Annotated in this window: 11 protein-coding genes; 6 read left to right on the forward strand and 5 right to left on the reverse strand. The window is 43.7% G+C overall.

Going from position 1 to position 14,333, the window contains the following annotated elements:
• Nucleotides 1-25 precede the first annotated feature (25 nt).
• Nucleotides 26-985: a threonine/serine dehydratase gene (locus NIT04_RS02590; RefSeq protein ID WP_252502050.1), complete on the reverse strand. Its 960-nt coding sequence runs from the start codon at nucleotides 983-985 to the stop codon at nucleotides 26-28.
• 555 nt (nucleotides 986-1,540) lie between these two features.
• Between NIT04_RS02590 and NIT04_RS02595 the strand changes: the two genes are divergently transcribed.
• Nucleotides 1,541-2,818, forward strand: a complete 1,278-nt coding sequence (locus tag NIT04_RS02595) for a S1C family serine protease (RefSeq protein ID WP_252502051.1) — start codon at nucleotides 1,541-1,543, stop codon at nucleotides 2,816-2,818.
• A gap of 47 nt (nucleotides 2,819-2,865) precedes the next feature.
• Here the strand turns inward: NIT04_RS02595 and NIT04_RS02600 are convergent, their stop codons facing one another.
• The 3 genes from NIT04_RS02600 to NIT04_RS02610 all read right to left on the reverse strand — a co-directional run bounded on the left by NIT04_RS02600 (nucleotide 2,866) and on the right by NIT04_RS02610 (nucleotide 6,647).
• Nucleotides 2,866-3,297, reverse strand: a complete 432-nt coding sequence (locus tag NIT04_RS02600; protein WP_252502052.1) for a hypothetical protein — start codon at nucleotides 3,295-3,297, stop codon at nucleotides 2,866-2,868.
• 88 nt (nucleotides 3,298-3,385) lie between these two features.
• On the reverse strand, nucleotides 3,386-4,183 hold the full coding sequence (locus NIT04_RS02605) for a helix-turn-helix domain-containing protein (RefSeq protein ID WP_252502053.1): 798 nt from the start codon (nucleotides 4,181-4,183) through the stop codon (nucleotides 3,386-3,388).
• Between the two features lie 139 nt (nucleotides 4,184-4,322).
• On the reverse strand, nucleotides 4,323-6,647 hold the full coding sequence (locus tag NIT04_RS02610) for a glycerophosphodiester phosphodiesterase family protein (RefSeq protein ID WP_252502054.1): 2,325 nt from the start codon (nucleotides 6,645-6,647) through the stop codon (nucleotides 4,323-4,325).
• 405 nt (nucleotides 6,648-7,052) lie between these two features.
• Here NIT04_RS02610 and NIT04_RS02615 point away from each other — a divergent pair, with 405 nt between their 5' ends.
• The 4 genes from NIT04_RS02615 (at nucleotide 7,053) to NIT04_RS02630 (ending at nucleotide 11,770) form a co-directional block, all read left to right on the forward strand.
• Entirely contained in the window at nucleotides 7,053-8,084 is a 1,032-nt protein-coding gene (locus NIT04_RS02615; protein ID WP_252502055.1) for an ABC transporter substrate-binding protein, read from the forward strand.
• Between the two features lie 16 nt (nucleotides 8,085-8,100).
• Nucleotides 8,101-9,231: an ABC transporter ATP-binding protein gene (locus NIT04_RS02620; RefSeq protein WP_252502056.1), complete on the forward strand. Its 1,131-nt coding sequence runs from the start codon at nucleotides 8,101-8,103 to the stop codon at nucleotides 9,229-9,231.
• Nucleotides 9,228-10,931 carry an iron ABC transporter permease gene (locus NIT04_RS02625; protein ID WP_252502057.1) on the forward strand — a complete coding sequence of 568 codons (1,704 nt, stop codon included), beginning with the start codon at nucleotides 9,228-9,230 and terminating at the stop codon, nucleotides 10,929-10,931. Before NIT04_RS02620 ends, NIT04_RS02625 begins: the two co-directional genes overlap by 4 nt.
• A gap of 62 nt (nucleotides 10,932-10,993) precedes the next feature.
• The gene (locus NIT04_RS02630; protein ID WP_252502058.1) at nucleotides 10,994-11,770 is read left to right on the forward strand and encodes an HAD-IIA family hydrolase; all 777 of its coding nucleotides are present in this window, start codon (nucleotides 10,994-10,996) and stop codon (nucleotides 11,768-11,770) included.
• Here the strand turns inward: NIT04_RS02630 and NIT04_RS02635 are convergent.
• On the reverse strand, nucleotides 11,765-12,328 hold the full coding sequence (locus NIT04_RS02635) for a glycerol-3-phosphate responsive antiterminator (RefSeq protein ID WP_252502059.1): 564 nt from the start codon (nucleotides 12,326-12,328) through the stop codon (nucleotides 11,765-11,767). The genes NIT04_RS02630 and NIT04_RS02635 overlap by 6 nt on opposite strands.
• Nucleotides 12,329-12,500: 172 nt before the next feature.
• On the opposite strand from NIT04_RS02635, the gene NIT04_RS02640 reads away from it, so the two are divergent.
• Entirely contained in the window at nucleotides 12,501-14,147 is a 1,647-nt protein-coding gene (locus NIT04_RS02640) for a glycerol-3-phosphate dehydrogenase/oxidase (RefSeq protein ID WP_252502060.1), read from the forward strand.
• Nucleotides 14,148-14,333: the final 186 nt, after the last annotated feature.

Consider the following 14,333-nt stretch of genomic DNA (forward strand, 5'->3'; position numbering starts at 1 on the left):
TTTTAACAAACTGAAGTATATCTAGTCACTCCGTGATACTTACAATCAATTGCTGAACTTTATCTAAATCTACATTTCCACCAGAAATTACAGTTACAATATTTTTATCTCGAATGTTCACTTTATTGAACAAAGCTGCTGCTACCGTCGTGGCGCTTGAAGGTTCGATCAGTTGTTTCGTCCGTTCCATAATAAAGCTGAAGGCCTGGCGGATTTCGTCTTCACTTACAAGGACGAGGTCGTCTAGATATTTCGTCAGTACAGGGAAGGTTAGATCGCCTGGCTGGTTCGTTCGTAATCCATCCGCAATGGTAGGGGCAGCTTCGATTGCGGTGATTTTCTTGTTTTGCATTGATAGGTAAGTGTCATTTGCGAGCTCAGGCTCTACACCAATCACTTTGATTTTCGGGTTCGTTTCTTTGATGGCAGTGAGGATTCCGGAGAGAAGGCCACCGCCTCCGATAGGGACAATGATAGCGTCGATATGTTCCACCTGGTCCAAAATTTCTAATCCAACCGTTCCTTGCCCTGCCATAATGAATGGGTCGTCATAAGGCGGAATGAATACGCCGTTTTCTTGGTCGGCAATTTCCTGTGCTCTTGGTAATCGCTCCGCGGAAGTCGTCCCGCACATTTCGACCTTGCCATTGTAAGCCTGGATTGCATTCACTTTGCACTTGCTAACATCTTCAGGGACGACAATTGTCGCTGGAACTCCATATTTATTTGCAACATAGGCAACTGCTTGCCCGTGGTTGCCTGATGATGCTGCTGTCACATACTTCGCACCGTTTTCAATCTCATGGATGACTTTATTGCTTGCGCCTCGTATTTTAAATGAACCTGTCTTTTGTAAGTGCTCCGCTTTTAAAAACAGCTGATTTCCACAAAGTTTTGAGAGCTGCTCTGATTGTAGAATCGGCGTGATATGCGCGATATCGCTAATTCGTTCTCTGGCATCATTAACATCTTGTAAAGAAATCATGTTGTCCCAACCCTTCTATGGTAATTAGTAAAAGCATACCGTTCGGCATGCTTTCCCCCAATCTACTATTCCCTTTTCTATCTCTTAATTCTAACATGCCCGCAACGAACGCATTTGTTGGAATAGTAGCTAATCCGATGGTACCCGGACAGCTTGCACATCCATTTCCCCCATAGCTTGGCCATACGATACCCCTTTCCTTGAATGTATAGCGTGTAAAAGGTTGTGCATTATGTGAATATTAACACTTCCATTATACACTTTGTAAACATATTTACCTATAAAATTAGAGAAATATTTATCGGGTAGATTCGACTGCATATTTCGACCTAAAATGACAGGGGGAAGGTGCTTCTTGTTAATGCAACTGAACGTGATTTATTCAATGAAAGAAGTTTCCATGCGAATGGTAGTTGTTTGCGAGACTTTAGAACTGATTATTTCGACCGATATAAGGGATAAAGATGTAAGGGAGAAGGTGTTTCTGTGTTTTGTTCGGGATGCGGGTTTAAAAATGCTCAGGATGCAAATTTTTGCGGGAGTTGCGGTAAGCCGATGCGGAAGAAGAGCCATACAGGATGGATGCTGCTGGTCATTTTTGTATGTCTCTGTGTGCTTGGCGGAGTGGGATATGCGTTCATTCAAATCAATAAAGAGGAAGCAGTGAAAACAACGACGCTAGCGGATGCAAATCCAAAAGAAGAGCCTGTCGCTCAACCGGTCCATATCATTGAACGGGAAGTTGCGGAACGTCCTAAAAATCAGCCGATTGAAAAAGAGAAAACAGCTCTTATTGAGGAAACATTGCCGCGGGTATTTACAATTGTGACGACGGATAGTCTCGGTTCAGGTTTTCTGTATGCCAAGGGCGGTTTTATTGTCACGAACGCGCATGTCGTATCGGGCTATACAGATGTGAAAGTGAGGAATTCGGTCGGCCGGGAAGCCCCTGGGAAGGTGATCGGGATCTCTGATACATATGATATCGCACTTATCCAGTCGGATGCGTATAAAGATATCAATCCGCTTAAGGCAGAAGTCAATGAAACGAAAGTCGGCACTGAAGTGATCGCTTTAGGCAGCCCAAATGGATTGGAAAACACCGCTTCTGTCGGTTATTTGACAGGTGTGGGCAGAGATATCAGGAGCGAGTTCGTCTATGAAAAAGCGTATCAAGTCGATGTGCAGATTGAATCCGGCAGCAGCGGCGGGCCTTTGATTGACGCCAAGACGGGGAAAGTGATTGGCATCAATTCGCTTTTGCTCGAAAAAAATAGGCGTATTGGTTTCTCCATTCCTTTGTACACGATGACGTATTTAATCGATGACTGGATTAAAAATCCGATGAATGAGAGGCAGGTCGCATCCGTTTTTGGTGTGTACGATGACTATGGGGCTTCGAATTTCTACAATAATGATTCCTATGATGACGACTCTAGTCAAGACGAAGTTGAAGAGTACGAAGGGGACGTCTACTTTTACGAAGGATGGCTGCAGGAATTCATTCTGGAATTCCGGACCGTCTATGAGGAAGCCTTGTATAACGAAAACTTTTACGAGATCGAGCAATATTTATTGCCGGGAAGCCGTGCATATAAAGAGTTTGATGACTATTTCGATGAGATTTCCGGTGAAGGCATGCGCTTCGATTTTATTGAGAATAGCGTAACGGAAGTAATCATCTATGATGAACATGCACTTGTTTCCACATACGAAACGCTCAACTTCCGCAATAAAGCGGGGAATGAAAAGTATTATGTGAAAGAGAAAAATTATGAAGTCGTTATTCACACGGACGGTACTTACAGAATACGCGATGTGAGTAACAGGTGATGATAGGTATCAGGTACCCGTAATTGTGCGGGTGCCTGATACTTTTTTCATTTGTCGTCTTTAATGATTACATTCGCCAATCCGTTTTCTTCGAATTCCCTCTCGTAACGGTCTTCGATTTCACATAATCTGCGGAAACGGTCGTCTAGTGTGTCATACGCTATCCCTTCTTGATCAAGATCTCTCTTGGCTAGGTAACCGGACAGTTTTTCCCAGAATACGTGTTCTTCATTGTCATCAATGATTGGATGCAGCTGATTTTCGAACTCTTGTGATGGGTAAAAGCCGTTTAATTCCCGTTCGTAGGGGACTAAGTCCTCGTAACCCATGTCCTTCGCATGTGAGCAAATATATTGGAACAGCTCCTCATAGTCGACAAATCGATCGTCGTGGGATCGGGCTGAATTCGCTGTCCATTCTCCTAAAAAGGCGAGATCCAGCAACGTTTTGAATTGCTTTTTCGTGAAGTTGATATTCATTTGCACAGTCTCCTAGGTTGGTTTTTAGTTATTTTACCATAGGAGGTTGTGGGCTGCTGAGCAATGAACTGCAGAATACCCTCAACCCTCATGACATCAGCTTAGCTTCAACCGGCACATAAAACAGCATGAACATATCCTTGAAATACGTCTCCTCCACCAACTTGTCCAAAACGCCTTTAAAATACCCCGGCAAATTGCGGATCGCCTTCTTTTTCGTCGCCATCACAGTGATCATCAATGCACGATAGGCAAGGTCTTCAAAGACATGCTTATCGTCTTGATAGATTTCGTATTTCAACATGCGTCCAGAGATGGCCCTGTGAATTCCGTAGAACTCACGGGCCAATTTTGTATCTCCGATTGTTGTGGCAAGCAGATCTTTCATTCGACTGAATAGACTTGTGGATAACTTTGACGGTTCCACAGGAGACGTGTAGTTAAGATCTTTAGATTTTAATAGAGATTTAGAAAGTAGAGCTTCGGTTTCGGATTTCGGCTCGTTTTCCTTGTTATCATGCGGTTTGTCGTCATCATCCCGGTCGTTCATTTTCCCCTGGTCATTGAACGGTAAAATGATGTAAATGTTCGCGCCAAGCCCGCTCATGACTGGACGGATGTAGTGGACTTTTTCGATGATCTCTAGCTTAACGAGCTTACGGATCGCGCGTCTGACCGTTACGTTTGATTTCCCCGTAGCTTCTTCAATCGTTCCGTGCTTCAAATGAGCTGCCCCGTATTTCACTGAATAGCGACGAATGACGTCAAGCACTAGGCGGTCCGATTTCGTCAGATTGTCCCAGTGTAGTGATAAATGCTGTTCCGCAGCTGTGTCCATTTCATCGATAGTGGCGAAGCGTGCGTATTCCTTTAGATAGTGTGTCATGTTTATTTCCCCCTTTATCCTCTATATAGAGGGGAGGGGTCAGGAGGGATACTTTTTGGGGGAAATAAATTAAAAGTTATATTTTGAGCATTAAAAAACAGGTGAAAGAATACAATCCTTCACCTGTGCCGAACGATAGTTACTCTACTATTACTTCAACCGGTTCTCCAACAATATTCCATTCTGTTCCAAGCATCTCGAATGTGTGCTTCACAAACACTTGGGCTGTTCCAGGGGAAACAGCTTCAATCGTATTTCCATCCAGCCTGACGACGCCATTGTCTTCTGCAACGAATAGTTCTGAGGCGATATTCTCTTTTTTAACCGTGCGGAAATTGACAAAGGCTTTTGCTTGTACTGTTGATGTTTTTCCTTGCTTCAGATTGATTTTCTTGATAGGTGTTTCGAGCTTGATCGGTGAATCTGTCAGCCATTGCATGTAGTCTGTGATCGGGCCGACGAGTCCTTCGGCTAGTTTATCACGGAATGGCTCTTCGGCACGGAATGTCCAGTGCATTGTAAGTAAGCCGCGTTGGCGCATGTACGTGAGGAATTCTTGATACGTACTGCCGTAGCTAGCATTCAATGTGACATTATGAGATGTTCCGTAATCCATCATCTTTTGGGCGTTTTTAATCTTTGCCTCTGTCGTTCCAGGTACTGCGGCAGAATACAGATAGCCGACAGGGATTTCAGGTTTCAGTTCGTTAGCAACAATCATGCTGCCTAAGTCGAAGTTTTGAAGTACAACTTGGTCGACCATTCCTTCTTCCTCGATTTCCTTAATTACCTGTTCCTCGAAGCCTGCACCTTTCAATTCTACGAGAAGGATGACGTCTTTCCCTTTGAATTCTTGAAGAAACTCTTTGAATGTCGGCACTTGCTCTCCAGTAAATTCTTCACTGAACTTGATGCCTGCATCGAGTTGACGGATTTCTTCGAACGTCAGATCGCTGACTGCACCGGTTCCATTTGTCGTTCGGTTTACCGTTAGGTCATGCATGATGATTAGGTGACCATCTTTCGTCAATTGTAAATCCGTTTCGATTTGGTCTGCGCCCAGCTCATAAGCGAGTCGGTAGCCTGCCATCGTGTTTTCAGGGGCAAGTGAAGGTACTCCGCGGTGGGCGGCAACAATCGGTCTTTTAACGATTGTGTTTTCAGGATAGTTCCCGAGCGCCTCAATGGAAGTGGCAGGGTTATCGGTGATGATGCCGTCCGCTCCTGTATGGATGAGCGCATGCACACTATTTTCATCTACTGCACCGATTCCCCATACTGCCACCATCCTTGTATGCAAGTAATGGACGTTTTCCGCATCAAGCAGTTTCTCCGGAACTAATGCCACTTTTGCATTGTTTGCATGGACTGTCTGGACGAGCTCATTCAGGTCATGCTTGTTGAATGAATTTTTCGTGTAGACGATACCACCTCTTGCGGTTGGCATCAGGTTTGTAATTGTTTTCACGATTTCTGGCTGGGACGAGACAATATGGACGTCTGTCGTCAGTGAAGCTTCCAAGCTATCGATGATTGCTCCTTCAATGCCATTTTTTTCGATATGCAAAATAGGAATATGCTTGTTTTGTACGTTAACCAGTGCATCACGTAGTGGCATGCCATTCGTTATCAATTCACCAGCGCTATTTTGTTCAACTTTTAGAAGAACAGATGCCGTATTTGAAGATTGTGCAGCGGACAAGGTTTTCCCGATTAACGTAGGCGCGTTAACAATATTCGTCTTCGGTTCTTGTGGAAGGAATGCGCCTGCGTTTTCAACTGGGGGTAATTCCTCTTCGAACGTTGATACCTTAACGTTATCGAATAGGACAGTAGATCCGTTCGCTTGGAAACCGATATCTCCGTTAAGCAAGCCGGACGCCTGATCTGTATTGATCACAAGTTTGTTATTAATGAATTGCTGGACACGGTTATTACTCGCAATGATTTTAATGCGGTAAGTCTTGTTATACTCGAATTTTTCCGTGAAAAATGTTGCCTCGGGAACAACCCATTTGTTTTGGGCATTCCGCTCTGCAAATTCCGCTCCGTTTAGAGCTGTAGTTCCTCTCCGAATTGCGAATTGATAATATGGGTAATCTGTCGATTGCACACGAAACATCATAGATGCCCAGCGTGTATCCTCTACTGCAGAAACGAAAGTCATATCCGCCTCAAAAATGATGTTGCCATTTTTATCAGGGAGCGGCACAAGCACTCTTGCTGGTGAAGCTGACGAAGGCGAGGATAATTCCAACTTTCCATTCTCAATAGAAGCTTGTCCTTGAATGACACTCCAACCTTCCGGCAGTCCACCTTCCAATTGGTCAAAGTCTTCTTCGACTAAAACAGCCTGTTCCGCACTTGCCAAATTGCCTGTTCCGAACAAATAGCCGATACCCCCCACCATTGCGATGACTGCAAGGGTGATCCACTTCATAAACCCATTTCTTTTGTTCTTCATCCCACTTCCTCCTTTCGAATTAGATTGCCACTCTAGCAACCTAGGAAGCAATCGGATAGAAGTATACATGATTCTTAATTATTTGAAAGTTGAATTAACAAAATGACAACAATAATAATTCTATATAACCTAGATAGCACAAAAGTTAGGAACTTAGGAACTAGTTTATCTAATAGGGTTTTAGTTTTAAAATAGCTGAAATATGGAAGTGAATGAAGGGTGCAAATAGTCTCAAAAGAAAGTAATTAACTATTGCAATTATATGAATCTACTGTATACTATGGGTAGTTGAATATAGGCAGAGACGATGAGATGAAAGCCTAAAGTGTAAGCCCTTTCCTGAAAAGGGGTTCATTTGGCGTTCTTCTCTTTTTTCTTGCCTAAAAAAATATTAGGGGGATTTTCATGAAAAGATTTGGTGGATTAGCTGCTAGCGTCCTGTTGGCAACAGGATTGTTAGCCGGTTGTGCAGGGGGAGCATCAGAAGGCGGAGGAGATGGCAAAGGGGGCAGGATTACTCTTTATTCACCGGAAACACCTGACTTTACGAAGGAGTTGGCTCAGAAATATGAGGAGCTACATGGCGATAAAGTCGATGTGCACTACGCTGGAACGAATATCCTTGTCAATCAGATGATGGCAGAGAAGGACAACCCGAAAGCAGACGTTTGGTACGGAGGGGGAGGTATCCTTCCTTTTGAGGCTGCAGTAGATCGCGGAATTCTTGCTTCGTATATCCCGGATTTCGCCGCAGATTGGGATGTTGTTGAAAATGGCATTAAATTAAAGCACCAAGATGGAAAGTATGTCGGCGTTGAACTTTTCGTTTTAGGATTTTCTTATAATACAGATTTAGTTTCTGAAGAAGAAGCGCCGAAGACGTGGGCAGATTTGCTTGATCCAAAATGGGAAGGGAAAATTCAATTCCCGAACCCTGCAGCATCTGGTACAGCAACTCTAATGGTTATGGACCAAATGATGCAACAAGGTGAAGACAAAGCATGGGAGTACTTCGAAAAGCTTGTAAAGCAAGCAAACTCGATTCCTGACTCCGGATCAGCTCCAACTAAAGCGGTAGCGATGGGTGAAGCTCATATCGGTGTTGGTTTTGACTTCATGGCTTATGAGCAAAAAGCAAAAGGTGAAACGGTAGACTTCATCGTTCCTGATAAAACGCCGGTGCTCGTTAACCCTGCAACATTGATTGAAGGCGGTCCGAATGCTGAAGGCGGTAAGAAGTTCATGGATTTCCTTCTATCTAAGGAAGCTCAACAAATCATGGCGGATTGGTACCACATTCCAATCAATCCTGACGTTGAGTCAAAAACGCCATTGACGCTTGAAAAAGTAAAAGCGCATGCTGTGGATTTAGATATTGATTGGGTGAATGAAAACTACGACCGTGTTCGTAATGAATGGAAAGACAAATTTCAATAATTAAGGGTGAATATGTATGGGGTCAGTAAAAATTGAAAACATGACAAAGACGTTTGGGGACTTTACTGCTCTTCACGACATTAACCTTGACATCAAGGAGGGCGAATTTTTCGCTCTTCTTGGTCCTTCGGGATGTGGGAAAACGACAACGATGCGGTGTATTGCTGGATTTGAAAATCCTACGTCGGGATCCATTTACATAGGAGATCGTGAAGTGGAAAAAATTCCGGCAAATCGACGGAATTGCGGTATGGTCTTTCAAAGCTATGCATTATTTCCACATATGAATGTGTTTGAAAACGTGGCATATAGTTTGAACATCAAACAGCTCAATGCAAGCAACCCGCTTAAACAAATGGGGATATATGCGCGTCTTTTAACGAAGCGATTCGGAAAATATCCGGACGATCTGAGAAATAAAGTAATGGAAATATTAAAGTACGTTGAATTGGAACATCTTGCGGAGCGATTGACAAGTGAATTATCAGGTGGCCAGCAACAAAGGGTCGCGTTGGCAAGAGCGTTAGTCATGGAGCCTGCGGTTCTGCTCATGGATGAGCCGTTATCCAACTTGGATCAGAAATTACGGCATTCCATGAGGAACACGATACGAACGATCCAACAGGATTTGGGCATTACGACGATATTCGTCACCCACGACCAAGAAGAGGCGATGAGTATGGCGGACCGGGTAGCGGTCATGGATAAAGGCCATATCGTTCAAATCGGTACTCCGACAGATTTATACAGTAATCCTTCTTCGCCATTCATCGCGAATTTCGTAGGGACCTCCAATATTTTGAAAGGTACTGTCCAAGGCGAAGAGAATGGGTTTACTGTCGTCAAAGGGGAAGGATTTTTGCTCCGATCGTCCAATAAGGCGAAGAAAAAAGAAGTGGATGTCATCATCCGTCCCGAGCACGTAAAGGTAGAAGACGCAGATAGTGTGATTGATCATGCAAAAACGAATGTAATCGAAGGAACTGTCATTATGTCTACGTATTTGGGGTCAATTGTCAGGTACGACGTCCAAGTTGGTTCCTATGAGTTGATTGTCGATACGACGTATTCCTCGGGTGCTAATATTTTTAAAGAAGGAAAGAAAGTGAAGTTAACTGTGGATCACGAGAGGGTGCTGTTAATATGAACCGTTTTAAAAACAGCTTCAATGGATTGACGGTCGTTAAGGTCCTCATCTATGTATTCTTTGGCCTATTCATGTTGCTGCCGCTTCTCTCTGTTTTCGTTGTCAGTTTTACCGGAGAACCTACGAATCTATTAGGCTCTCTGACTGATCCAGCTATTTTCAATTCAACGCTTGAAAAGTTCAAAAACATTTCATTGGATAATTATAAGCGGATCTTCTCGGGCGCCGGTTATTTCTCTGCATTGAAGAACAGCCTTGTGCTGGCGTTTACCGTTACCATCATCATTATCCTCGTTTGTATTCCCCTTGCATATGGAATTGCAAGGACGAAAATGCCATTTAAAAAGACGATTTCCGCATTATGCATGATTCCATTAATTGTTCCGACTTTCATTTCTGCATATGCTTTTATCATCATGTTCGGACGGGCTGGATGGGTGACGCAAATATATAATGCACTTGGCGGGGAAGGCATGTTATTGAACCCATATTCGATGGCGGGGGTTGTTGCCGTACAAGTATTTTTCTTTTTCCCTTATGCATTATGGCCGTTAGTGGCGGCGTTTAAAGTGAGTGATATCAGTTTGGAAGAGGCCTCTCAAAATCTTGGGGCGAAGAACTGGTTCACCTTTCTCTTTGTGACGTTCCCGCTTGCATTGCCGGGCGTCATCTCGAGTGCATTGCTCATCTTTACGGTGAGTTTCTCCGATTTCGGAAGTCCAATCGTCCTTGCGCCCAAAGAGTTGAATTTACTCGTAGTTGAAGCGTATCGAGAAATCTCAGGATTCTTCAACTGGGGCGGGGCGGCTATTCTGACAGTTGTCATGGTGATTGTGGCAGCATTCTTCTTCTATCTCCAGCATTTATACACGAAGGGGAAAAACTATGGCTCTGTATCTGGAAAGCCGAAACAACAGAAGCTCATAGAGAATAAATTATTGACGCGCGTTCTATCTGGCTATTCTCTATTTGTCGTATTGATTCCACTCTTGGCGATGCTTTCCGTAGCGCTTCAATCCGTAGCTACAACATGGGGGAAGGATTTATTGCCGAGCGGTTATACATTGAAACACTATAAAACAATCTTTTCAACGTCCATGGGGAATATTCAAAACAGTATCATGCTCGCGACGGGCGCATTGGTCTTAAGTGTCATCGTCGCAACGTTTGTATCGTATTTTGTCGTTCGGCAGAATTCAGCGAAATTGGATTTCATCGCTTCCATTCCGTTAGTCGTACCAGGGATAGCTTTCGGTATAGCGTTAATCCAGACATTCAATACGGCACCTCTTCAATTGACGGGAACTGCTGTGCTATTGATTATCGCTTATACAATTAGACGACTACCTTATATGGTCCGTTCGACTATGGGATCTATGCGGGCTATCAAACAGGATATCGAAGAAGCGGCAGTGAATCTGGGTGCCACCCCTCTGACGGCGGCAATTACAATCGTAGGACCTTTAATGCTGCCAGGTATTGCAGCTGGATCCGTACTTGTTTTCATTACGGTTATTAAAGAAGCAAGTGTTTCCATCTTGCTTGCCCCACCTGAATGGGCACCGATGAGTTTGGCGATCTTCCAAAACATACTTCGGGCGGAATACTATTCAGCAGCAGCCATGTCTGTCGTTCTAGTAGCATTGGTATTAGTCTTACAAGGCATCGCCAATCTGATTGGTAGAAAACAACGTCTTTAATAGGGAGAAGTACGAACTGAAACAGCTTATCTATTTTGGCGCATAACTGATTTGGAGTGAGAGTGTTGAAAGGTTTTATCTTTGATTTGGATGGAACGATTTATCTTGACGACCATATTATCGATGGGGCACCGCAAGCGATTAAAGCTCTTAAAGAGCGTGGAGATAAAGTGGTGTTCCTGACAAATAAATCAATTGCGACACGCAAAGAGTACGTTGAAAAGTTGAATTCTTTAGGGATTGAAGTTGAACTGAGCGAGGTCATTAATTCCAATTATATAACTGCTCATTATTTGAAAACGGTGATGAAGGCCGAGGACGCTGTATACGTAATAGGCGAAGAGCCTCTGTTCGATGAACTGGCAAATGAAAATATAAAGCTGGCGGATATACCCGCCAGCGCATCTCATGTTGTATTAGGGTGGGATCGGCAATTTACATATGACAAATTGAACGATGCCTTCCAAGCATGGCGAAATGGGGCCGAAATCCTGGCGACAAACCCGGATCGAACTTGTCCTGTAAAGGATGGTGAAATCCCGGATTGCGGCGCAATGATTGGTGCTCTTGAAGGAGCGACGGGCGAGCGGGTCAAAATGATTACTGGAAAACCTTCGTCATTAATGGCTGAGTACGTTTTGAAAAATGTGTTAGGTATGAAAGCGGAGCAATGCTATATGGTTGGTGACCGTTTGGAAACGGATATTAAAATGGCGAATGACGCCGGCATTCATTCTGTTCTAGTCCTATCTGGGATAACGACTGAAGAAATGCTAGAGAGTACTGAACATCAGCCTAAATTCGTGTTGGAAAGCGTCAAGGATATTGCAGCGTTATAAATCGAATTTCCACATTTTTGGATCTCCAGAAGACACCGCCAATGCGCCTGCTTGTAGAGCTTCATGGACTTCTGATAGATTGGTGATCAATCCGCCTGCAATAATCGGGTAGTCTAGTTCTCTTGAAAGTTGATCGATGACTTTTGGAATAATGCCCGGGAGAATTTCGACGGCATCTGGTTGACAGGATTTGACCATCTCAATTCCTTTTTTAATGGCAGCACGATCAATCAGGAAGATTCGTTGAATGGTTTTCAGTCCTACTTCATTTGCAGTCTTGACGATATGGCTCTTTGTTGTAATGATTCCAGTCGGCTTCCAATATTCAGCAACATAACTAATTGCATTACGGGAGTTGGAGAGTCCGTCAATAAAGTCCAGATGAAGGAAGACGTGTTTACCGGCTTCTCGCAGCTGTTGAATATAGTCTGCAATGGTCATTAGGTTGCCAGTTAGAAGAAAGACGATGTTGGAATTAGATGTAAGAGCGTGCTGTAAATCCTCCTCATTCTTTACGGAGGCAATCATTTGTGATTCCACCATGTCAACTATACTCAAGTTTATTCATCCTTTCGAAAAATACAAATTAGTTACTATTATAATACCATAGCATTTACTTAGGAAAAGGAAAATTTTATAAGGTCGGAGATTATGAGAAAAGACCATTACAATCCTTGCATTGCGCAAGGCTATTGTAATGGTCTTTTTCAATGATGGGAGCGTTTTACTGATGAAATCATTTTCTTTTACCGGCAGATGTGAACTGTTGGGAAGGATTGAAAAAGAGCAATATGACGTCATAATAATTGGGGGTGGAATTACGGGGACGGGAATAGCCCTTGACTGCAGCACAAGAGGATTGAAAACACTTGTAATCGAAATGCAGGATTTTGCAGCTGGGACTTCAAGCCGTTCCACGAAGCTCGTCCACGGGGGACTGCGCTATTTGAAACAGTTTGAAGTCGGCATGGTTGCAGAAGTGGGGAAGGAGAGGGAGGTCGTCTATCGGAATGCCCCCCACGTGACTCACCCGGAATGGATGCTTTTGCCGATTTATCGTGAGGGGACGTTTGGGAAGTATTCCACATCCCTTGGGCTAAAAGTTTATGATTTCTTGGCGGGCGTGAAGAAGAAAGAGCGCCGGAAAATGTTGTCAGTCAAAGAAGCGTTGCAAAAAGAGCCTTTATTAAATAAAAAAGGATTACTAGGTGCAGGCTATTATGTGGAATATCGGACGGACGATGCCAGATTGACAATTGAAGTGGCGAAAAGCGCTTTTATGAATGGGGCGGATTTGCTCAATTATACAAAGGCGGAGACATTCACTTACGACGCGAATGGACAGGTATCGGGTTTGTATGTGAAAGATATGTTCAACGGTGATCGATATCTTGTGCGCGGCAAAAAGATCATTAACGCAACTGGTCCTTGGGTTGAAGACGTGATTGGGATGGACAAAAGAATTGAAGGGAAGAGTTTATTCCATTCAAAAGGTGTTCATATCGTAATTGATAGTTCGAAATTCCCTTTGAAACAAGCTGTCTACTTTGACACACCAGACGGCAGGATGGTATTTGCCATCCCGCGGAACGGAAAAACATATGTAGGAACAACAGACACCGAATATCATAGCGATTTAATACATCCTGGAATAACAGAAGAGGATAAGCAATACTTATTAGCGAGCATTGCATTCATGTTTCCGAAAGTGGAGCTGGGCATGCAAGATATCGAATCCTCCTGGGCAGGTGTTCGCCCGCTCATCCGGGAGGAAAGCAAAGGTCCATCCGAAATTTCAAGAAAAGATGAAATTTGGACATCAGACACAGGGTTAATTACAATTGCTGGAGGAAAATTAACAGGCTACCGGAAAATGGCCGAAACGGTAACGGATATGGTATGCCAGCAACTTGAACGGGATGGCTTGCAAAGCGCGAAATCAGTGACTAAGCATTTAAAATTATCGGGAGGGGAATTTGCGGAGCCCGAAGACTATAAGCGCTTCATACACGAAAGAGCTGAAGAAGTTGCAAAGATAGGAATATCACCAGTTGATGCCATGAGCATCCTTGCAACATACGGCACAAATACAAATACCGTCATAGGGAACGCCGGCCAAGTACTTGCTGAAACCAACTTGCCGCTAGCCATCAAACTGACCCTCCACTATGCGATCGAAGAAGAAATGGCCCTTACTCCGGCCGACTATTTCATAAGACGGACAGGCGGAGTATTGTTTGCCATCGACTGGGTAAATAAGTGGAAAAGAGAAGTCATTGAGTACATGGCCGTCGTGATGGGATGGACACAAGAGGAAAAGGAATTGCACTGGGGAGAGTTAGAGGCGAGAATTTGGGAAGCTGGGGAAGGTGAATGAATTTATAGTAATTTGAAAATGAAAACTACATTTCCGATGCATGCTTAATGACTGCTTCCAGCTATTAGAGATGGAAGCAGTTTTTGATATTAACGTGCTCATATTCCGAATTACGTCCGGTATCGTTACTGTTATCGGTATTTTACTAGGAACAGGCGCTTCATCAATCTTAAAGGTTTAATCTGT

It is taken from the genome of Sporosarcina sp. Marseille-Q4943, assembly GCF_943736995.1.
GTDB lineage: Bacteria > Bacillota > Bacilli > Bacillales_A > Planococcaceae > Sporosarcina.

Coding starts and splice junctions, on each gene's coding strand:
- NIT04_RS02610 (WP_252502054.1), bottom strand. CDS start 6,647: ATGAAGAACAAAAGAAATGGGTTTATGAAGTGGATCACCCTTGCAGTC.
- NIT04_RS02595 (WP_252502051.1), top strand. CDS start 1,541: ATGCGGAAGAAGAGCCATACAGGATGGATGCTGCTGGTCATTTTTGTA.
- NIT04_RS02590 (WP_252502050.1), bottom strand. CDS start 985: ATGATTTCTTTACAAGATGTTAATGATGCCAGAGAACGAATTAGCGAT.
- NIT04_RS02640 (WP_252502060.1), top strand. CDS start 12,501: ATGAAATCATTTTCTTTTACCGGCAGATGTGAACTGTTGGGAAGGATT.
- NIT04_RS02625 (WP_252502057.1), top strand. CDS start 9,228: ATGAACCGTTTTAAAAACAGCTTCAATGGATTGACGGTCGTTAAGGTC.
- NIT04_RS02600 (WP_252502052.1), bottom strand. CDS start 3,297: ATGAATATCAACTTCACGAAAAAGCAATTCAAAACGTTGCTGGATCTC.
- NIT04_RS02615 (WP_252502055.1), top strand. CDS start 7,053: ATGAAAAGATTTGGTGGATTAGCTGCTAGCGTCCTGTTGGCAACAGGA.
- NIT04_RS02605 (WP_252502053.1), bottom strand. CDS start 4,183: ATGACACACTATCTAAAGGAATACGCACGCTTCGCCACTATCGATGAA.
- NIT04_RS02620 (WP_252502056.1), top strand. CDS start 8,101: ATGGGGTCAGTAAAAATTGAAAACATGACAAAGACGTTTGGGGACTTT.